Source organism: Achromobacter pulmonis, from assembly GCF_021733725.1.
In the GTDB taxonomy this organism is placed as follows: Bacteria; Pseudomonadota; Gammaproteobacteria; order Burkholderiales; family Burkholderiaceae_B; genus Achromobacter; species Achromobacter pulmonis.
Genome location: NZ_JAIFOT010000001.1, coordinates 1365086 through 1384468, shown reverse-complemented (window position 1 = coordinate 1384468; position 19383 = coordinate 1365086). Strand labels below are relative to the sequence as shown.

At 62.4% G+C, this 19383-nt stretch carries 18 protein-coding genes and 1 pseudogene; all 19 read right to left on the bottom strand.

The genetic code is table 11. From position 1 onward, the window contains the following. Positions 1–4 precede the first annotated feature (4 nt). The 19 genes and pseudogenes from K2W61_RS06345 to K2W61_RS06260 all read right to left on the bottom strand — a co-directional run bounded on the left by K2W61_RS06345 (position 5) and on the right by K2W61_RS06260 (position 19381). Complete coding sequence (locus tag K2W61_RS06345; RefSeq protein WP_236755239.1) at positions 5–226, bottom strand: hypothetical protein; 222 nt, start codon at positions 224–226, stop codon at positions 5–7. Between the two features lie 1047 nt (positions 227–1273). Next, the gene (locus K2W61_RS27850; protein ID WP_419761634.1) at positions 1274–2761 is read right to left on the bottom strand and encodes an ATP-dependent DNA helicase; all 1488 of its coding nucleotides are present in this window, start codon (positions 2759–2761) and stop codon (positions 1274–1276) included. 522 nt (positions 2762–3283) lie between these two features. Then, positions 3284–4075, bottom strand: a pseudogene (gene mobF / locus K2W61_RS27845) (MobF family relaxase); the annotation flags it as partial. A gap of 96 nt (positions 4076–4171) precedes the next feature. After that, on the bottom strand, positions 4172–5800 hold the full coding sequence (locus K2W61_RS06335; RefSeq protein WP_236755237.1) for a type IV secretion system DNA-binding domain-containing protein: 1629 nt from the start codon (positions 5798–5800) through the stop codon (positions 4172–4174). Between the two features lie 86 nt (positions 5801–5886). Next, on the bottom strand, positions 5887–6282 hold the full coding sequence (locus tag K2W61_RS06330) for a hypothetical protein (RefSeq protein ID WP_236755236.1): 396 nt from the start codon (positions 6280–6282) through the stop codon (positions 5887–5889). A 9-nt stretch (positions 6283–6291) separates the two neighbouring features. After that, positions 6292–6999: a StbB family protein gene (gene stbB, locus K2W61_RS06325; RefSeq protein WP_236755235.1), complete on the bottom strand. Its 708-nt coding sequence runs from the start codon at positions 6997–6999 to the stop codon at positions 6292–6294. A gap of 12 nt (positions 7000–7011) precedes the next feature. Further along, on the bottom strand, positions 7012–7455 hold the full coding sequence (locus K2W61_RS06320; protein WP_236755234.1) for a hypothetical protein: 444 nt from the start codon (positions 7453–7455) through the stop codon (positions 7012–7014). 682 nt (positions 7456–8137) lie between these two features. Then, the gene (locus tag K2W61_RS06315) at positions 8138–9202 is read right to left on the bottom strand and encodes a helix-turn-helix domain-containing protein (RefSeq protein ID WP_236755233.1); all 1065 of its coding nucleotides are present in this window, start codon (positions 9200–9202) and stop codon (positions 8138–8140) included. Positions 9203–9263: 61 nt separating this feature from the next. Next, the gene (locus K2W61_RS06310) at positions 9264–9536 is read right to left on the bottom strand and encodes a hypothetical protein (RefSeq protein WP_236755232.1); all 273 of its coding nucleotides are present in this window, start codon (positions 9534–9536) and stop codon (positions 9264–9266) included. Between the two features lie 299 nt (positions 9537–9835). Then, positions 9836–10861: a P-type DNA transfer ATPase VirB11 gene (virB11, locus tag K2W61_RS06305; protein WP_236755231.1), complete on the bottom strand. Its 1026-nt coding sequence runs from the start codon at positions 10859–10861 to the stop codon at positions 9836–9838. A 98-nt stretch (positions 10862–10959) separates the two neighbouring features. Then, positions 10960–12126 carry a type IV secretion system protein VirB10 gene (gene virB10 / locus K2W61_RS06300; protein ID WP_236755230.1) on the bottom strand — a complete coding sequence of 389 codons (1167 nt, stop codon included), beginning with the start codon at positions 12124–12126 and terminating at the stop codon, positions 10960–10962. Further along, positions 12123–12941, bottom strand: a complete 819-nt coding sequence (locus K2W61_RS06295; protein WP_236755229.1) for a TrbG/VirB9 family P-type conjugative transfer protein — start codon at positions 12939–12941, stop codon at positions 12123–12125. Before K2W61_RS06295 ends, virB10 begins: the two co-directional genes overlap by 4 nt. Beyond that, on the bottom strand, positions 12938–13513 hold the full coding sequence (locus K2W61_RS06290) for a hypothetical protein (RefSeq protein ID WP_236755228.1): 576 nt from the start codon (positions 13511–13513) through the stop codon (positions 12938–12940). The genes K2W61_RS06295 and K2W61_RS06290 overlap by 4 nt, the downstream gene beginning before the upstream one ends. Positions 13514–13518: 5 nt before the next feature. Continuing rightward, positions 13519–14214, bottom strand: coding sequence for a VirB8 family type IV secretion system protein (locus K2W61_RS06285; RefSeq protein ID WP_236755227.1), 696 nt, complete (start codon positions 14212–14214; stop codon positions 13519–13521). A gap of 291 nt (positions 14215–14505) precedes the next feature. Then, positions 14506–14799 carry a hypothetical protein gene (locus tag K2W61_RS06280; protein WP_236755226.1) on the bottom strand — a complete coding sequence of 98 codons (294 nt, stop codon included), beginning with the start codon at positions 14797–14799 and terminating at the stop codon, positions 14506–14508. Positions 14800–14857: 58 nt separating this feature from the next. Continuing rightward, positions 14858–15754 (bottom strand): TrbL/VirB6 family protein, encoded by an 897-nt coding sequence (locus tag K2W61_RS06275; protein ID WP_236755225.1) that lies wholly within the window; start codon positions 15752–15754, stop codon positions 14858–14860. Next, a complete protein-coding gene (virB5, locus tag K2W61_RS06270) occupies positions 15754–16482 on the bottom strand; it encodes a P-type DNA transfer protein VirB5 (protein ID WP_236755224.1) in 729 nt (242 codons plus the stop codon). The genes K2W61_RS06275 and virB5 overlap by 1 nt, the downstream gene beginning before the upstream one ends. 2 nt (positions 16483–16484) lie before the next feature. Further along, on the bottom strand, positions 16485–18986 hold the full coding sequence (locus tag K2W61_RS06265) for a VirB4 family type IV secretion/conjugal transfer ATPase (protein WP_236755223.1): 2502 nt from the start codon (positions 18984–18986) through the stop codon (positions 16485–16487). Next, entirely contained in the window at positions 18983–19381 is a 399-nt protein-coding gene (locus K2W61_RS06260; RefSeq protein ID WP_236755222.1) for a VirB3 family type IV secretion system protein, read from the bottom strand. The genes K2W61_RS06265 and K2W61_RS06260 overlap by 4 nt, the downstream gene beginning before the upstream one ends. Between the last annotated feature and the right edge of the window lie 2 nt (positions 19382–19383).

Here is a 19383-nt window from a genome sequence, read left to right as displayed (position 1 = left end):
AAAGTTAATCTTCGAGCCAGGGGAGTTCTTCGTTGGGGCCGTAAATGTAGTCGTCAGAAATGTAGAACTTTCCGCTCTTCTTCGGACCGTAGATGTAGCCATCTGAGATGTAGTATTTGCCGCTATTTCTTGGCCCATAAATGTAGCCATTCTGAATATAGAAACGACCTGACTCTTTGGGGCCGTAGATGTAACCGTTGGAAATGTAGTATTTGCCAGAACTCATACGCCTCTCCTCTTGAGTTTTTCTTAGCTCGTAAATTTACAGGACTAATTTCCGTTTTTGGCCGGATTTCGGTGCGTGGGCTAGTGACCGGTCTTGGCCGAGAGCAGCCAGACACGATTGGCGCCTTCCGACCAATTACAACCATTTCAATGGGCGTTCACATTGGTCGCCCCTTGACGATAAACTATTGCTTTACTTGAAACCGGCCAACAATGAGCGGAAACGAGCCAGGAGTAATCGATGTCTTCAATGAATACATGCGGGAGGCTGCCCGAGCCAATGGAGTAACCTACCGACCGTTTGCCTTTGGATCAAGCGATAAGGACCTCGCAGATTACTTACTTTCTAGCGAGAGCCGATACGTGCTAGTCGAGTTCAAAGATTCGGATGGCGACCTGAACTCCGAGCGAGAGAAACCTAAACGGCATAAGCTCTGCAAAGCTCTGGAGTGCGAGCCTTTGATTGCAAAACTCCATGATAGATGTCATTTCATCTCGTGGGCAGGCCGACAAGACCTTGCTCTATGGCTGAACATCTACCGACACGAAGTATGTAACTGCAGTCGAATGGGCACGGATTGCGGGCTGGCACAGGAAAAGCCGAACGAAAAGGAGCGAATTCGCGCTGACACCTTCGCTCAAAGCTTCTTCGCGAGGATAAGCACCAGAGGTGTAGATTTTGCGGCCCTTCGTCGCTATGTAGATTGGGTTTTTACTCAGCAAGGCGGGCAAGAAAAAATACGCTTGGTAATGCGAGGGCAGGGGGATGCCACGATCAAGAGAGTTGGACTGGAGGAGTTGCATCGTGCGCTTCAACAAACGCCGCCACCTAGTCCCCCGGCAGCTTCGAAGCGCCCAGGCATGAAGCTGTAGGGACCGCCAGGTTGTGTCCGGGAGCCGTCTATGACAACAAACGGCTCCCGGACATGGGCAGTCACTGACCAACGGGGCCCTTCTAGTGTTAGTCTGCTGCACCCGAAGACGAAAGCCAGCCAGGCAAACACGGTAGCGTTTCCCGCCCCTTGGCCACAGTATCGAGCAGCCTTTCTCAAGTTTCCATCTCTATCTGCTGCAGTCTCGGTTTCGGGCGCCATGGCCGTGTGGTTTCCAGGCCAATATCGAGTGCGGCAGTCTTCTCTTCAAGACGATCGACTGCGCGTCCAAGCTTCTCAGCGTTGTTAGTGTAGATGTCCGCTTGAAAGCGGGCCCGTGAGATGGCGACGTAGTAGACGTCGCGCTGCGTTGTTCGGCTGTAGCTTTCGGCATTGATGAGTACCCGATTGCACGTCAGCCCTTGCGCGCTATGGCTCGTCGTCGCATAGGCGCGATCCAAGTGGAGTGGGGTAGACGCTGCGTCCAGCGTCAGGCGCCTTCCGCCGTTGCCGATCGTCACTGTGGTCGGGGTGACCGCCAGGACCTCGAAGCGGCCACCATTTACCAGGTCCAACTTGGCATCGTTCCGCGTCACGCGAACCCAGTCACCCGCGGACAGCTCGGCTTCCACCGGCTGATAAACCGAGAGTTTCGTCGTTCTCGCCGGATTAAATGTCAACCTCGTCTTCGTGGCGATATGCTCGACCTCCAGCTCGTTCGGCTTATCAGGATTGGCGCCGACTACGCGGTACATCTCGTCTTGCTTGAGACCTCCGATTTTGTAGTCTCGCTCAGGCTGGATGATGTCGTTATGGCGGTAGTAGTGCGCCACACGGCGTTCGGCCTGTGTGGTATCGCGCCGAGTGAGCAAGTTAAATTCGAAGCCGCGGCCGGCCAAGCCTAGAGCCTGATGCGTCGCTTCGTTAAGCGCGTTGCGCGACTTGTTCGTTCCCGTCACGATGAGCGTTTCGCGCCGGTCGTCGATGTCTTGTGCCGCGTATTCGGCTGCGATGCGCCGATAACGCGCGACGTCTTCGCCGATGGTGTGTACAGATCGCAGCTTTGTTTTGATGACGCCCAACGAGGTGGACGCCCGACCTCGCGCGGCATGCTCAACCGCCTCTTTCAACTCAGGAGATTTCTGCCGGATAATGTCGCCCATCAGGGCGGTGGCCATACCGGCATCCTGCAGTTGGTGGAAAGGGCGCCCCGCCTCAATCGCCTTGGTCTGGCCAGTATCGCCCAGCATGACCACGCGCGCGCCGTCCGCTTCGGCCATCTTCATGAGGCGTTCCATGATGCGCGCCGGCACTACGCCCGCCTCGTCGATCACCAGGACGGTACTCGCGTCCAGTTTGAAGCGGTCCTGCTGGCGCGCTTCCAGGACCGATGCGACGGTGCGCGCTTCCATCCCGAGTTCGCGCAGCGCTTCGATCTGCTTGCCGTAGGAGGCCACCGCCTTGACCGTGAACCCAGCAGATTGGGCGGCCGTCTTGACCTGCGCCAACATATGGGACTTGCCCGTGCCGGCAAGACCTTGTATGCCTATAAAGCGGTTGGTGCTCGTGAGGATCAACTCAGCGGCCGCCAACTGACCAGGTTTGAGCCGTCGACCCGACAACGCCGCTTGGGCAGCTTCGACCTGTAGGATGGGCTCGACCATGTCTCTTCCTTCGCGTTCGATCTGCAGGATTCGCTTTTCCCGTTCGCGGGCTACTTGCGTGGTATACCGGGCGTTCGTGGGAACGAGTTCGCCACGAGCGATTGCCTGACGAACATGGGCTTCGGCTTGCTTCTTGGTCATCCCGTCCTCTTGATGCTGGCTGATCCAGGCTGATCGAGACAGCCCTTTGCCATCGCGCTCGTGAGATTGGCGGTACTCCAGCGTGCCCAGGATCAAATGCCCCTTGTCCAGGGATCGCCTGACGGCCGCCTTGATATCGCCCAACTCCATGCCGGTCCCTCGGGAGCGCAGCAGCGCTGTCTTGAGAAGCGCCTTGCCATCCATCACCGACTCACGTTCGGTGTGGTGTTTGATGGCCCACCGCAGGCATTCATCGGCGACGATGGCAAGCGCTTCGGGTGATCGCTCGATGGTCTTGTCTTCACGCGTTTTGGTCGGCGTGAAGTCAATATTGAGTTCGACGGCCTGGCGTTCCCAATCGCGCTGCAGCTCGTCCCGGGTAATCTCAGCGGCTTTTCCCTTGCGGGTCTTCAGTGCGATGGTCTGCTTCTGCGCACGACTGGCGGTTTGTCGGTCCAGCCCCATCGCTTCCAGCTCAGCGTTGACGTCTTGTGAGCGCTTGGACAGCGCCTCGATCTGCTCGCGCGAGACGTGGGCCAATTCGAAGCTCTTACCCTCGTAGCGTATGGTATGGCCGGACTTCTCCAACTCGCTGGCCAACTCAGCCTGATATACGGACTCGGCGATTGCTTTTAGGCGGAAAATTTCATCATTGGAGATCGCCGCCCACTTTCCATCGGCGCGCTGCGTGACGTTCATCAACACCGCATGCGTGTGTAGTTGCGGATCCGAATACTGGCCCTCGGTGGGCCGAGCGGTCTCGTGGCGGAACTTGGCGATCACCGCGTTGCCGGTTCGCTCCATTGTGGTGACGCCCTTCTCGGTATGGCGCGCGCGAACTAGCTCCTGTTCGATGAATTCCAGCGCCTTCGTGACCGCGAGATCGTGAGCGTTAATAACGGCGCCGTCTTTGCCGATCAGGGCCTGGATGCTCACGCTTTTGGGCGGGGAGAAGGTCATATCCAGTGCGGCGCGGGCCTCTGAATCCAGGCGCACAGAGCGAGAGAGCTGCACGTCGGGGCCAAAATCTCCTTTCAGCGCACGCAGAAATTCCTCGTGTTCGACCGCGCCAGTCAAGCCGAGCGCCGCGGCGCCCTTGCCTTGCCACTGCGCAGCCGTGCCATCGCGGCTGTAGTAGTCATCCTTCTGGTCCGCGTAGTAGTGCGACGCCATGGTGGCGGCAATGCGGTGTACGGTTTTCATCGAGATCATGATGATGCCATCGGGTTGAGCGCCGCCGGAGCGCTGGCCGGCGGCGGGCATTGACGGTTATGCCGCCAAGGTCGGGTCTTCGGGCAGGTCAACTTGCTGCCAAGGCTGGGGCGTGTTGGCGGCCTGGTGGCTGGCGGCGCGAGCCTTGACGCGCGTGGACTCTTCGAAGGGCGCGTTGCGCACGGCGAAGGTGACGGGCTCCAGGACGAACTTGGCGATCGGGCGGTCACCGGCGAAGGCGACCCAGCCCGTCAGATCCGGCAGCGTCTGGACCTGCGCGGGCGTGACGACGCGTTCAGTCGAACGCACCATGCGCTCGCTGGTGTTGCGCGCGCTGCCCGGATTTCGGCTGTCGGTGTACTCGGGACGCGCGACCTCGTGCTCGCCCAGGGCCTTGGACATTTCTTCGGCGGTCGCCGGGTCCGTCTTGGATCCGCCGAGCACGACGAGCGAGCGGAAGCTCGCGCGCAGAGTCTGCGCCATCTTCTCGCCGAAGATATCGTCCAACTGCGAGACGGTCTGCAGGCCCGCCAGGCAGCAGCCGCCTTTGCGCCGGCCCTTGGTCAGGTAGTCTTCGATACTGGCGAGCTTTTCCATCGAGGCCAGTTCATCGATCACGAGCCACCAACGCCGGAAATAGCTCTCGGGTAGCGACAGCAGGGCTGAGCAAAAGACATCAACCCAGGTCGAGACGAGCGGCTTCATGGCTTCCTTCATGTCTTCGCGCCAGGTGATGTAGAGGTTCCCGGTGCCTACCTCCATCCAGTCTCGGATGCTGAACTTGCCGGCCGGTACGGTGACGTGTTCGGCCAGATACTTGGACAGCACGAACCGCGCACTGGTAAGCGCCTTGCTGGCTTCGGCCGAGCCGGCGAAAAGCGATTCGGCCAGGGTGCCGGTCAGGAAGGTGCGCAGATCCTTGTCGGATGCGATGGTCGTCCAGCGGAACAGCTCTTCCACGGATGGTGTACCCAAATCATGGAGCTTGCGCGCAGTCTCCCGCAGCAGGAGGCGGGCATAACCATTCCATTCTTCGGTATTGGCGTCCTTGCCAAGGGGCACGATGGAAAGCGCAATCCGCTTCCAGTCATACTCGGCGCGAACTTCGTTGAAGAACGACCAGCCTTCGGTGCGCTGATCGTAGGGGTTGAGCAGGACGTCGGTCGGACGCCCGAAGCGGCTGTACAGATCGCCGTCGGGGTCCACGATGACCATGCGGTCGGCGCGCTTTTGCGCCGAGAAAACCAGGCCACGCAGCAGCACGGATTTGCCGCTGCCGGTGGCGCCGTTGAGCAACGTGTGCAGGTTCTCGATGTTGGTGGGCATCGGGACGCCCGCCACATCGATCTGGGCGGCATGGGGCTCCGCGCACAGCTTGCGCAGCTTCTTGATGGGGACAGCTTCGGTGCCGCGGATGTGTTTGGCGTAGCCCGCACCATCAAAGCCCTTCTTGGTGGCATGGCGCTTGAGCGCGAAGGCAAGTGAGAAGGCGATGACCAATCCGAGGATCGGGGCGGCGATGAGCGGGATATGCTCGGGCGTGGCCTGGATCCAGCGCGCGAGAATCAGCCAGGTGATCCGGTTGAACGGGATGCCCGACATCGCCTTGGCGGTAAAGAACCAGGCAAAGCAGGGCAGAAGTAGGACGGCGAGCCGGAGGATGCGCCGGCGAGTATCGGGTGCCATGGATATCCTTGCGAGAGGGGGGAAGTGCCACGCGCGTGGCGCGAGGCGCCGGTCGGACGTTGACCAGGCCGGCAAGAGAGGGCGGGTCAGAGGGTGATGGCGAGGACGGCCGCGCAGAGGGTGGCGCCCAAGAAACTGCTGGCCACGCAGAGCAGGCCGGCCCGCCAGGCGGTGGCGGGAAGTGCGCCCTGGGCCAAGCGTGATGCGCCGCGCAGCTCGCTCGTGGCGTGGGCGAGGGTTCGGGTTGTATCCAGCATGGCCCGGCTGGCGTGGTCGGCCGCTTGAGTGGCGGCCTCCTGGCCGGCTTGGCGGATGGTGCCGGGCAACGCCGCCAGCGCCTGCTGGATATCGGCCTGCTGTAGGGCGATCTGCTCGAGGCGACCGATCAACTGGTGGCTCTCGCGCAGGATCTCCTGGTAGAGCAGCTCCACCTTGCTTCGGGGCGGCGCGTGTGCCGGCGCGGTCTGCGGGGCATCGGTCATGACCCGCTCCTAAGCAAAGAGCGCGTTGAAGGCATGGTCAAGCTGCCGATCGACGGGCCGGGCCAGCGATTGCAGTGCATGCATGTCGCTCAGATGGGAGGTGAGCGCGGTGTCCGTGCGATCAGCTTCGCGCAGCAACTGGCGGTAGTCGGTCGTGTCGGCCAGGATCTCCTTGATGGTAGTGCGCTTGTTGGCCAGGAGGTCAAAGACCTCGTTCTCGAAGATCGCGGCCTCCGGGTTTGCCAGAAAGCCGCCTGCCTGGCGTGCGTAACCGAAGATGGCGGCGAACTCGTCGCGCACGTCGGCGTCGACGCGGTTAAAGAGCACGCGCACGCGTTCTGCCGGCACGCCGATCTGGGCCAGGGCCTGGATCGTCTTGATGGTCTCGCGTTGCGCTTTTCCGGAAGCAACGACAGGCAACACGTAGTAGTCGACCTCGAGGTGGGCCTGGTCGTACTTCACCAGTTCGGCCAGGAAGTCCTCGATGTTCGACGCGCCCACGTCGACGATCGCCGCTTCGGCCATAAGCAGCTTGCGAAAGAGGCGTCCGAATTGTTCGCCGCGTAGCTGCTCGACGTCCAGGCCGAGGTCTGCGGCGCTTTCGTTGGTGGATTCGACCGCGATGATCTCCGCGTCCGGCACGCGCGGAGCGAAGACGTGGCTGGTGGCCATGGTCTTACCGACGGAGCCGGAATAGTTCAGGGTAGCGATTTTCATTGGGGAGAATTCCTATTTCTGGCGGCCGAGTTCGGCCAGTTGGTTGAGGTCAATGGTGTCGGCGGATCTACGCAGTTGAACGAGATCGCCCTTGGTGGTGACGGTGCCGGGGCGGCGCATGTCAGGGGCGGGGGAAGGCGGTTGCGGTGTAGACGCCATTGCGGTCATGGCAGAAGCTTCACGGGACGCACCCGGAGATATGCGTGCGGTGACTTTGGACTGTTGTGTGCGCCATCGATAGCGTGCTTGACGAATGGAAGCCGCCTTCATGGGGATTCCAGCACTTTCTAGTGCGGCAGCGATGGCCACATACGGGACGCCTTGCTGAACCAGTTCATCAATGAGCGGCAGCAACGTTCGAAATCGGGCGCGAACTTCAGATTGTCGTAGGGCGTTTAGCTGCTGAACGGCATCCTGGGTGTCGGACGTCGGTGGCGGGGATTGGCTTTTTCGCATGATGAAAATGCCCGGAGCCTCCGGGCTGCAGACGGGGTTGATGGGAGGGGGAGCCGCGCCCGCATGGCGGGCGTGGGGGAACCGTTGCGGTTCCCCAGGGGGGTCGGAAGCGCGGACGCCGCAAGGCGGCCGGCCAGGGGGGCAGCAGCCCCCGCGCTTTGGGGGCCGTTCATCTCCGCCCGGCGAGCGGGGTTTTCGCCGGGAAAGGGACGCTTGCTCTCGGGGCCGAGGGGGAGTTGCTGTGGCGGATCTGGGCAAGCGACCTGCGCGAGTCGCAGGCGGTGCCACGGGGCGGGGCCGTGGCCAGCAGTTGGGGCGTGGCGCGGCCAAAGGCCCGCAGCGCCCCGGGGGGCTACCTTTCCCCCGCCCGGCGGGGCGCAGCGCCGGCGGAGAGGGGGACTGAAGCTATGGGTTTCAGGCCGGCGCCGCAGGCGTCGGGGCGAAGGGAGCGAAAGCGACCGAAGGGTAGGCGGATCGGCCGGCGATTTGCCGCAGCGCCTCGCGCGCGACCCTCTTTGAAACCTATAAACCTATAAATACCTATAGAGGCCCGTTTTTGGGACTAGCAAAACGCCTTTTTTGGGACTAGCGCCAGCCAAAAACGGGACGGGCAAAACGTGATCTTGGGCTAAGCCCGAATTTGGGACAGGCGAAGAAATTGGGACCGGCTGTGTATAACCGGTCAGGGTGGTGGCACAAGCCCGGCCGCTCGAAATACCCGGGCCTTGAAATCGGGCGGGGGCTCATCGGGGGCCTGTTCAAGCCCCAGGGCCTTGCCCTTGGCCACGATGCCGGACCAACTGCTTTGCCACGACTTGCGCGTGGACGACTGCCTTTCCCATTCGCGGAACACCCATAGGCGCCAGGATTCGAACCAGTCTTCGGACATGCCCGCCTCGCCCGGCCGTGAGCGCATGTACGCGCTGAACGTGGCAGCCATGGCGTCGATCTTCTCAGCAGTCCAGTGCGGCCGCTCGCGTTGCGCCCAGGTTCGCCAGCGGGCGGGCAAGCTCCACTCTGCCGGCAGCCGCGTGGCACCGGCGCCGCTATACGCCCGGGCTGCAGATCTGCGTCGGTGGCCACGCGTCTGCATGCCCTGCATTTGGGCCGGCGTTGCCGGTCGCGCCGACGGGACTTCGGCGGCCGATGGTGTGGTCGAAGTGGCCAGGCACGGCGTGGCGGGATCTGACTCGATGTCTGGCCAAACGTTTCGCGTGGCCCCGACAATCCCGCCGGCCGTCTTGAGCGCTTGGTCGTGATCCTGCGCCTGCTGGGCGGGGCAGAAAGACGCTACCGCGTATTCGGCGACCCGATCGGTCTCGACACCGCGGTCTGCGTTGTCCTTGCTGTCTCCCGCATCCTGAACGGTGTCAGGCGTCGGCGCTGCTAAGTCGAGGCCCTGCTGGGCGGGCTTGGATGCGTGCTGATAGTCGGCCTGGTGAGCCGCAGTGGCCATATTGATGCGGGGGACGGCATTCGGACACAAGCGATAGACGACGCTGCTGCGGTTTTCGCCCGCGCGCATGAGCGTGTCCTGGATGGCACCCAACTGACGCAGCCTGGCCAGAGCCTCAATGACGGTCTTACGGTTCAGGTGTGTGATCTTGGCCAGGTACTCAATGGAGGCGAACACCGTCCAGTCCCGGGCGTCGTAGCGAACGAGTTGGGCCAGGCTCAAGAGGATCAACTTGGACGATGACTTCTGGACGTCGGCCATTCTGGCCCATTTGCATGCTTCGACACTCATGGTCGCCCCTTGTGCTGCTGAAGGTTTTTACCGGGTAACGGATGGGTTCGTGTCGGGCCGATCACGCGTGGCCCTCCTGGACAGATTCGGCGATGGAGGCGCGCGGCCGAAGCGGCAGGCCGTGCTTTTCGTAGAACTCGCGGCGGGCCAGCAGCCAGGCCTTGTAGGGCCAGGCGCGGCGCTCGCCCCAGGGGTAGGCATCACGGATGGCAAGGTGGATCTGGTCCAGGGACAGGCCATTGGCCTGGCCGTCTTGATACACCTGCTGCATGATCTTGTAAGCCATGCGAGTGCGCGCTTCCTGCGCGCCGCGTTGGCGGATCGCTTGGGTCATGGAAGTCTCCGGGAAGTACAGGCGCTCGGCCAACGATGGTGCTGACAGAGCGAGAGAGAAATGTCGGGCAGACGCGGGCGCGTCGACGGTATGGCGTGTGGCGCTCGCCCCATGGCGAGGGGCACTGTTTAGGGGCCGGGCATCGCGCAGCGTGCCGGCGGGCCGCTGCGTGATTTGTTTGCCAGTGTTCGCCAGCCCGGGGCACGCGGGTATTGCAGTGGCCCGCGAAGTCCTAAGCGATACCGCCGGCGTGGAGAGGTGCTGCGGCGGGCCAAAGGGCGTGTACTGCGAGGGGACGATTACAGGCCGGCGCTGGCGCCGGGATTGAAATAAACCTGGACGAGCTTGTAGTCGGCGAAGTAGAGCGAGATGTCCAACGTCGAGTGCAGGTATTGCAGGATCGTGGGCACATCCAGCGAGTTGCCGGCAACGGACTGCTTGACCAGCAGCGCCACGCGCGGGAACGTGTCTAGCGGACCGTTGGAGTGGGTGGTGGTGACCGATCCCGGGTGGCCGGTATTGAGCGCACTCAGGTAATCCCAGGCTTCAGGGCCGCGCAGCTCGGACAGAAAGATCCGGTCGGGCGAGCTGCGCATGGCGGCTGCGATGCAGTCCGTGGCCGAAATACGACCGGCGCTCGCGCCGTAGATCATGTGGACCTTGTTGTCATGGTTGGGCAGCATGAGCTCGTGGACGTCCTCAACGGTGAGCAGGCGCTCGGTGGTCGGAACGCATTCGATGAGGCTGCGGGCAAAGGTGGTTTTGCCGGAGCCAGTCTTGCCCGAGACAATGATGTTCTTGCGCCCGAGCACTGCCTGGGTCAGAAAGCCCAGCATGTCGCGACGGTCCAACAGATCCAGCAACTCGCGATCTTGTGGGGAAAGCGTCTCGCGCGTTGCCGGCGCCGGACTGACGTTGACCCAGTTGTCGAACGCGCCGTCGGTCTGGAGTTCAGGCAGTGTTTTGACCAGGTTGGCGTGCTTGCGGATGTTGACCGACAGCGTGCCGTTGACCACGGCCGGGGGCTGGGCGACCTGGCCGCGTTCGCCATCGGGCATCAGCAGCGACATGATGGGCGAGAAGTTCACGCCGTTGAAGCTTGCCATGGCCGAGACCAGCGCCTGCAGATAGTCAAACGAGAGCGAAGCATCTTCGCAGCGGTGCCATTGCCCCCAGCGCCGAACCAGGATGAGGCCTGGGCGGGGGATGGTGACTTCGCGCACCAGGTCTTCGGCCATGTATTGGGCAATGGGCTGCATCATTTGGCGCAGCGCGATGTCGCTGGCCACCGCCGCGCCGGTGGTGGCAGAGGGAAAGCCATTCATATTGATAGGGTAGGGGTGGGCAGACCCGGTCCCCCTTGGGAAGGGCGGCCGGACCTGGCTGTTGAGGAAGGGACGTGCTGGCGCCGCTGCCTGGTGCATTACCGGGCAATCGGGCGCAGGTCGTAGACCGAACTGAAATCCAGGTCGCGCGCGACATAGATGCCAATACGGCCACCCTGGTTGCGGTACAGGGTGGGGGGGATGTTGATCGAGTTGTCCAGCACGGTGCTGACGGCGTTTTGGGCCGCGTCCCCGGTCGAGTCAAAGCGAATCGACCCGCTCCCGTTGCCACCCCGAGACGAAGCCCAGCTCCCTAGGTCGCCGATAAGGCTCACCAGGATGGCGCCGCCAAAGCGCTCGGCAAAGTGAGTGTCAATATGCCCGTCTAGGCCTGCTTCGCCCAATGGCCCCGTACCCGGCGAATCAAGATGGATGATGACCCCCTTGGGCGTCTCCAGCCGGGACCAGACCACGCCGATGCGAGGCTGGCCTTGCGCGAGAACGCCTTGCTGGTAGCCGATGAACTTCGTGCCTGCGTCGATCAGGACGACCCGCCCGCTGGTCGAGCGCACATCATGCGGCGCATAGCAAGTGATCATGCCGGCCTGGGCGCTCACGAACTTCGTGTCCTGCAGGCAATCGATCATGGTGCCTTGGGTCACGAGCATGTCGCGGTTGCCCAGAGTGCCAGCACGCGCCGCGTTGAGTTTCATGGGCTTGAGACGCTCGGACATGGGGCCGCTGTCAGCCTCGCGGGCGGGCGCGGCGGCTGGCGCCGTGTTGGCGCTTTGCTGCTCCCCGTCCTTCTTCGCTTGCAGGCTACTGGACAACCGTCGTTGCATGACCGGATCCACCACGATGGACTTGGCGATTTCGCCCAGGCCAGCCTCTGTCGCGGGCACTGCGGTTGCTGTGGGGGACGATTCGGCGGGCGGCGACGGCGGCGGCGGGGCAGGGGCGGGTTCCGGTGGACTGCGCAGCTTCAGGCCAGGCATGATGTTCTCGATCCGTGCCGGGATTCCGGCGACAGCATGCGGATCAGCCTGGTCAATGCCGTTAAACCACCGCCAGAACAGCGACCCCACGATCATGAGCGCCATCAGCAGCAATAGCATGAAGAACGCCTTGGCGCCGGGTGTACGCGGTTTGGCCGCGCCTTGAAGATCCGGCCGGCCCCGTGCCTCGATCTGGGCCTGCTGTCGCTCGATCTCGGCAACCGCATCCACCGGGGCGCTGGAGCCCCGTTTGCGTTTGAGAAGCTTCATGGCAGCGGCTCCTCGCGCAGTACCCGTTGGACCGTGGGCGAGACGGTGCCAGTGGGCAGTGTGCGCGCCGCGGCCGGTGCATCATTGTGGATTGCAACCACTTTCTCGCCCAGACGCAGGTGCCAGCGCGCGGCTGTGCGGTGCAGTACGATCGTGCGATCGCCGTCCATATGACGGTTGGTGATCACCTCGTGACCATCCGGATCCACGAAATACACCGTGGGCAGGTCCTGGCCAGGCGCGAAGCGCAACCAGGTCTGCGCACCATCGTCCCAGGCCGCCTCGGGTCCGATGACAGTGTCACCGCTCATGGTGTAGCTCTGCCAGTTGATGGCCAGGTCGTCCGTGGCCAGATCCTGCTGCACGCGATCCTTCTCTGCCTGTGCGGCCGACCTGGCTTGTTCGGCTTCGGGGTAGCGCAGCACGACCCGGAACACCTCCCGGCCGTTGCGCTGCTTGGCGTACTTGAGCAGGAACGAGTAATTGCGTTTGGTAGTGATGTAGATCAGGTTCGTGTCGGCCTGCTCCACGATGGGCTTGAGCAACAGGTGCTTGCCGATCTGCTGAAAGTCATAGGCGGCCGAGTCGCCAAAGGCGTGTGTCACGTAGTCCTCATCGTCGTTCAACTGGATCTGCGTGGCCACGCCCAACGTGGTGTCGATCTGCACGACGTCGGCCGGATCGTAGTCGGTCCAGCGGATACGCTGATCCTTGGGGGAGGCGGCGGGCCGATCAAGTGCCCAGGCGGGCGGCGCGGCCGCGCACAAGGCAAGTGCGAGCGCCGCCGCCACGGCGCAGTGAATGCGGGTTCTCATCGGCTGTGTTCCATCCCGTGAGTGTGGCCACGATGGTGTTGGTGCAGGTGCTGCATCTCCATGCCGGCCTGCTTGTCGTGATCGGCATCGCGCACCAGGCCCACGCCGCCAACCGCCTTGAAGGGGTAGCTGATGGCGAGCGACTCCTCCTGGCCACTCAGCTCGAACGAACGGTTCAGCGTGTTGCGCGCATGCACGATGAGATCGCCCGTGTCGCGGTCGAGCTGGATCAGGCAGTTCGGTGTGGTGCCCACGACCGGGCCGCGGTACTCGCGGCCATCTTCGGGCTGCCGGATCTGACGATCCTGTTCGCCGTAGAGTTCGACCGGGCGGCGCGCTTCGCGGATGCGTTCCTCAAAGTGCTTGCCGATGCGATCGGCGGCCATGACGATGGTGGGCAGACGCAGGTTGGAGTCCTTGTGCAGGTGATCCTTGGCCAGACGGGCGGCGCCGTAGAGATCGGTCTTGGCGTAGCGCTCGAGGTCGCGCAAAAGGGCCGTGCGCTCGGCGTTGGACAGGCTGTGAGCCTTCTCCAGGCGGCTGGCCAGCTCGGTGATGTGCTGTTTCTTCATGACGATTACCTCAGCGTTTCCACGTCAGTGGTGTAGGTGATGACCTGAAAGCCCAGCGGGTTGTCACGCCCGATGCTTTCGGTCAGAGGGGTGTTTACATAGCGGTAGGCGAGCGTGGCGATGAGCTGCTCGGGTTTGTGATTGGCGTCCGCGCCTTCCAGATGGCGAGTGAAGCGGACGGTGGCGCTCCGGTTGGGTCCAAGCGAGATGCTGCGCACGTTCACGATGATTCGGGTGTGCTTGCCGTAGCGCGTGTCCAGGGCCTCATAGCCGGTGTTCGCGTTGTCCTGGAACTTGGCGTAGTAGGCGCGCTGGACATCCGGGGCGCTAAAGAGGCCGCAGCGGTCGTAGTTGTTCTGGATGGTGTTCCAGTCATAGCCTTCGCAGGCGAGCACGTACTGGTGGATGAAGAACCGGGCGATGCGTTCGCCGTAGTCTTCCTTGCCGTTGCCGAGCTGCGTGACGTGCTCGATCTCGCCGGTGGCGTCGTTCACGCGCACCACGTAGGGCAGCGGGGCTTCCTTGAGCGGAAAGATCGAGGCCAGCGCGCCGGCCGACAGGATGGCCATGGCCATCGCTCCGATAGCCACGCGCCAGGCGACGCGCCGTGAGGTGAGCAGTTCGGTGAGCAGATCGCGCTCCAGGCCACGTTTGCGCTCGACCTCTTGTTGGATGGAGAGCTTCGGATCATCGGTCGGCATGGGGACCTCGCGAAAGCAGGAGCGTGGCGTGTCGTGCGGGGGAAATGGACGACAACGGGCGAGCCGCGGCGAGCGCGGCCAGAATAGGGAGCTTCATCGGTTCTCCGGGGAGAAAAGGAGGGGGGCTAATGCGGGCGCGTCGGTGTCAGACCAGACGCGTCAGGGTAGGCGGGAGAATGCCTGAGGAGGGGGGCAGATCGGGTCAGCGGGATGAAAGTGCACCGCACAATGAGAAAGGCACGACGAATGCCGTGCCTTTCTGAGGACGCTGTATGCAGGACGGACGAAGAATTACCAGTTTTCTTCATCCATTTGTCGTTTATGGCGCTTTCGCCATGCAGGCATTTCCTCGTCGCGGATGGCAGATGCCGATCCAGTGCCAACCATCAGCAGCGTTGGCCACTTGACGCAGATGTACCAAAGCGGGCGGACTATCCAGTTCCAGCTTGCACGAGCCAAGCTGAACCACTGAAATGCCGTGACCGGCTGCTCGGCCGAGGCTGCTGCTGCGGGCGTGACAGGAATGTCAGCACCTGCAACCGGCCTTTGTGTCAGCGGTTTACCCAGCGGTGTGATCAGACTCATGTGGTTCTCTCGTAGGACACTATTGAAATCTAGGTTTTGCTAACGAGCAGAAATCATGTTAGCCGATCCTCCCAAGGAAGGGAACAGATACGCCACCACCATCCCCACCGCTAATTTTCGCCGTAATCGTTGAAACCTGCGCCAGCATCTGTTTCGCGCACATCATGAAGAAAATGAGCGCAGTCAACATTCCAAAGACATTGATCTGGTCAGCACTCGTTGTGTCCAGTAGTCCTTGTTGCAGCATGCCGAACATGCCCATGATGAACATAAAGACAAGCATGAAAAGGCCGGCGTAGATCGCGTAATAGACCGCCTGCCGAAGCCACCTATTGAAGAAGTCTTTGGTGACGTCAAACAGCAGCGCAAGGATGCAGATAGGCCCCAGCACCACCACCAGCCCCATGCCGAGCTTGACCGTGATCAGCACGATCATGCCGATGGCACTCATGATGGACGAGATTACCGTGATGATGAGGGCGATCAGCACGAAGACGAAGGCCTTGCCAATGTTCTTGATGCCGGTGGGCGCACGCTCCTGTAGTCGGGTGCTGATCTCGGTGCCGTTGTTGGCCGCATCGTCCATGATCTGTGCCGGCGTCTTGAGCGTTCCCGTGAAAAGCTTGGCGACGTCGGTCGGAAGCTCAAGCATGACGCCGGCGATCTGTTTTTGATACAGACCGCCGGCGCCGGCAATGCCCACGATAACGGCAATGGTCACGAGCTTGCGCGTAGCTTGTAGGATCGGCGTCTGGATGGCGCCGGTCATGATGAGCCAACCGTACCAAATCAGCGCGATCGACAATCCCAACCCAACGACCGGCATGATCCTTTCAGTGACGGAGGCCACCAACGGCGTGACAACGTCGACCAGCATCTTAGTGATTGACTTGTCGATCCAGTCCGCGATCCAGCCCAGGCTAAAGAGCTGGACACCAGTCGTCGGGGCGGCCATTACCGTACTCCCGGCAACGGTGCGCGGATCGCGTCGAGGCTAAAGGCGCTGGCCGCAAGCTTGTCGGCCTGGGCTTCCATCAGGGCTTGCTCGGCTTGCAACTGGCGCTGCAGGCCATCGGCGCGACTTTGGTCGACCTGGATGTTCGCCTGTTCCACCAGTAGACGCGCCTGCAGATCTGCAATCGCCTTGGGATCCTGCGTCTGGTTGATCTGGGACTGCAGCTTGTTGACTTGGGCCATTCGTGCCGTCATGGCCTTTTGAGTCTGTTCCATGAGCGCCTGGCTGCGCAGCGCGAGGCTGTCGGCACGGGCATCCAGGTTCTTGCGATCGGCCTCGTAGTTGCCCGTCAGGCGTTCTTCGCGCTCGATGCGCTTGAGGATCTCGCCAAAATCACCTCCCGTGGCGTTAGCCGCGCGCAGCACCTGGCGCGCATCTTCGGGCAGGGCTTCGCGGATGGCGGGGTTATTCAGGATGTCGCCTAGATTGCGAGTGCCGGTCAAGGATTCGAGGTGGCGGCGCTGGTTATCGAGCTGGTCTTTGAGAACGGCGATCTGCTCTGCGTACTTGGCGATGGATTCGGCATGCTTGATGGCGCGGTCGGCGATCGCGGCGCCGTCCACGACTGGGATGCCGCTGGCGTGCGCCGGCGTGATGGCGGTCGTGGCCAGGGTGGCGCTGAGGATGAAGGCGGCCACGCGCCGCAGGGGGGGTGTCATGTTGGGCATGTTCAGTTCCTGGTCGCCTCGCGGGCGAGAGTAAGGTAGTGCTGCAACCACTGTTCGGGATCTTCGCCGCACGCGGCAATCGCTTGCTCAGCGAGTTCAGCCATGTCAGCGGATCCCGAGAAGACGAGGATCGAATCGGGGCAGGTCGACAGATCCAGCGTGGCGGTGACGGTCGAGCCGCCTTGCTTGATGACAAACTGGCGACTGAATTCGCCCAGGTTCTTCACGAGCCTGAACTCGGCCGGCGTGAGCTTGAACTGGTCGATGTAGGTGGTCGCTGTGGCTTCGGGGTTGGGCAGGTAGATCTGGGTGGCCGACTGCTGGATCATGGAGCGGCCCACGGGGATCTCGCTGATCGCCTCGGGTTCCTGGGTGGCGTAGGCGAAGACACCGTTCTTCTTGCGGATCGTGCGGCTCACGTTCTGCATGAACCACTGGAAGTACGGCACCTTGAGCGGGTGCTGAACCTCATCGAAGAAGTACGCAAAGCGCCGGCCATCGACCATTTGTTCAGTGCGGTAGAGCAGATAAGTGATGGCCGCGTCGCGGATCTCGTCGTGGTCCAGGAACTCGGTCAGATCAAAGCCAAACAGGTTTGTGACCGACAGATCCAGGAGATCGGTCTCATTGTCCAGGAGCCATCCGTTGGCGTGGCCCACGCACCAGCGCTGCAGGCGCTCACGCAGGCTGAGCGTGGCGCCCTCGGAAGGCGCTGCCGGCAGAAACTGCAGGAGCGTGGACAGACGCCTTTGAGCGCGTGGCAAAAAGCTCACCAGCTTTTGGACCGCGGCCTCGATCTGTTTTTGTTCGCTCATGGTTGCCGCCTGAGCCCCGTCGGCCGCCAACTGCTTGGTCATCGTGACCATGAAGGCGATGCTCTTGGCGGTGGGCTCGAGCTGCAGGTAGTTCCAACCCGTGGCCGTGCCCATCTGCATGGGGAAGTACCTACCGCCCATCTGCATGATTGCTACTTGCATGCCGCGATCCTTGTCAAAGACCGCGGCGGTGTAGCCGAACTTACGGGCTTGTGAGATGAAATGACCCAGGGCCACGGTCTTGCCGGTGCCGGACTTGCCGATGATCGAGGTGTTTCCCAAACGCCGCTTGCCGGTTTCGTCGGCTTCCTCCAGGGACGCGTGGAAATTCATGTAGTACGGCGTGCCGCCCGTTGTTTTGAGCATTGTCACCGCCGGCCCCCACGGGTTGCCCGCTGGTTTGCCATAGAGATAGTTGTGCATGGACGAGAAGCACAGGAAGTTCAGAGACGTGATCGGGCAGGGCCGCGGGCGCCATTTCCAGTTGCCGGGAAGTTGTGCAGCCCAGCCAGCGATGAGCGCACGGTCCACCAGGCGCGCCACGATCTCGCTGCTAGCGAGGGTCCCGCTGATCTCGGCGGCCGCGCGCAGTGCGTGCTCGCTGTTCTCGCCAAATACCTGCAACGTGGCGTGGTGATCACCCATGACGAACTTTCCCGAGGACAGGTCATCGCGTGCTTTCTTCAGGTCGGCGATCTGACTGGCCGAGTAATCGCCCGAGTCCTCCAGCCATTTGATCTGACGGGTCAGGGCTTTCAGACCTTCTGCCTTGGGCATGGAGCCGAAGGACTGCGAGAGCACGAATTCGTAGGGCTGGTTGAGAAGGTCGTTCAGGTGCCCGGGCTTGGTATTGTTGCAGTACTCGCGCACTTCGAGCATCACGTAGCGCCGTGTCCAGTCCGGGCCGCGCATCTCGGCCTGTTCGCCGTGCGTGGAAAAGAACTGGCGACTGGTGGGCAGGTAGTTGTATAGCCGGGCGTCGGTGACAGGGACTGGCGACATCTTGCCGTTGAGCAGGAAGCCGAAGAACTCAGCCGGCTCCGAGAACAGTCCGACGCGTTTGGGAGCGTTGACTGCGCTCTCTTGCTGGCTGTCCTCGATGGCGATGCCGTCGCTCCCCGTCTTGTCTTCGGTCGCAACGCTACGCTCGACGATCTTGAGCAGCTCGGGCGAATAGCGCTTGAGCGTGCCCGCCAGCGTCTTGTTGATTTCCTCCAGGTGATTGATTGCCTGGGTCTGCCAGGCGAGTGCCTGGCTGGCGGTGCGCCGCTCGAAGTTCGACAGCAGGCGCAGGGCCGGGTCGACCTGGGCGCGCATCAGGATGGTCAGGTACATCTCGTTGATCATCGGGGGCTTGCCGTCGAAGGCCTTGCGGTAGGCAGCGTCGTGGGCGCGTGAGAACGCATCCGGATAGTCGCTCTCGGGGTATTCCGAGACGCAGCGGCGTACCAGGTGGCTCCACAGGCCGAAGCCGGCGGGCCAGCCTCGCAGGACGTTGTTGATCTCCTCGAGCCACAGGCAATGCTCTTCCTCGGAATAGCCTTGGAAGGTCCGACCGTCGATGCGCCAGACGCTCAGGTACTCCCAGTCGCGTGTGGCGACGATGGCGTCGGTGACGTGATGCGAGAAGGGAACGTAATGGCTGACGGCCGGCTCATGGGCGGGCAGCGTGGGCGATAGGTGAGTCATTGGCTTTGGCGAGAGAGCAGCCGACACCAGGGCCGGCGCTTGCTATAGGGGGAGGGCGTGAGCGAGATCGCGCCCCAGAAGCGCTTGTTGTTGGCGAAGAACTTGGTCTTGAGCCACAGCTCCCAGATCCAGAAGGCGCGGTCGTCGTTGCGGCTCAGGACGGCCACAACCGGGTAGAGGATGGGGCCAATCGCCCAGCCCCAGAGCGTGAACATGGCCACAAAGAGCGTGAGCAGAACCAAGGCGACGAAGGCGCGGGTGGGCACGCCGCCTTTGATGGTGGCCGCGCGCGTGGCGCCCTTGAAGAGCGGGTAATGGTTCGACGGGACGCTTGAGGGTTCGATGTGGGGCGAGGTTGCGGGCGCGACCGTGGGGGCCTTGCCGGGCGCTGCCATCG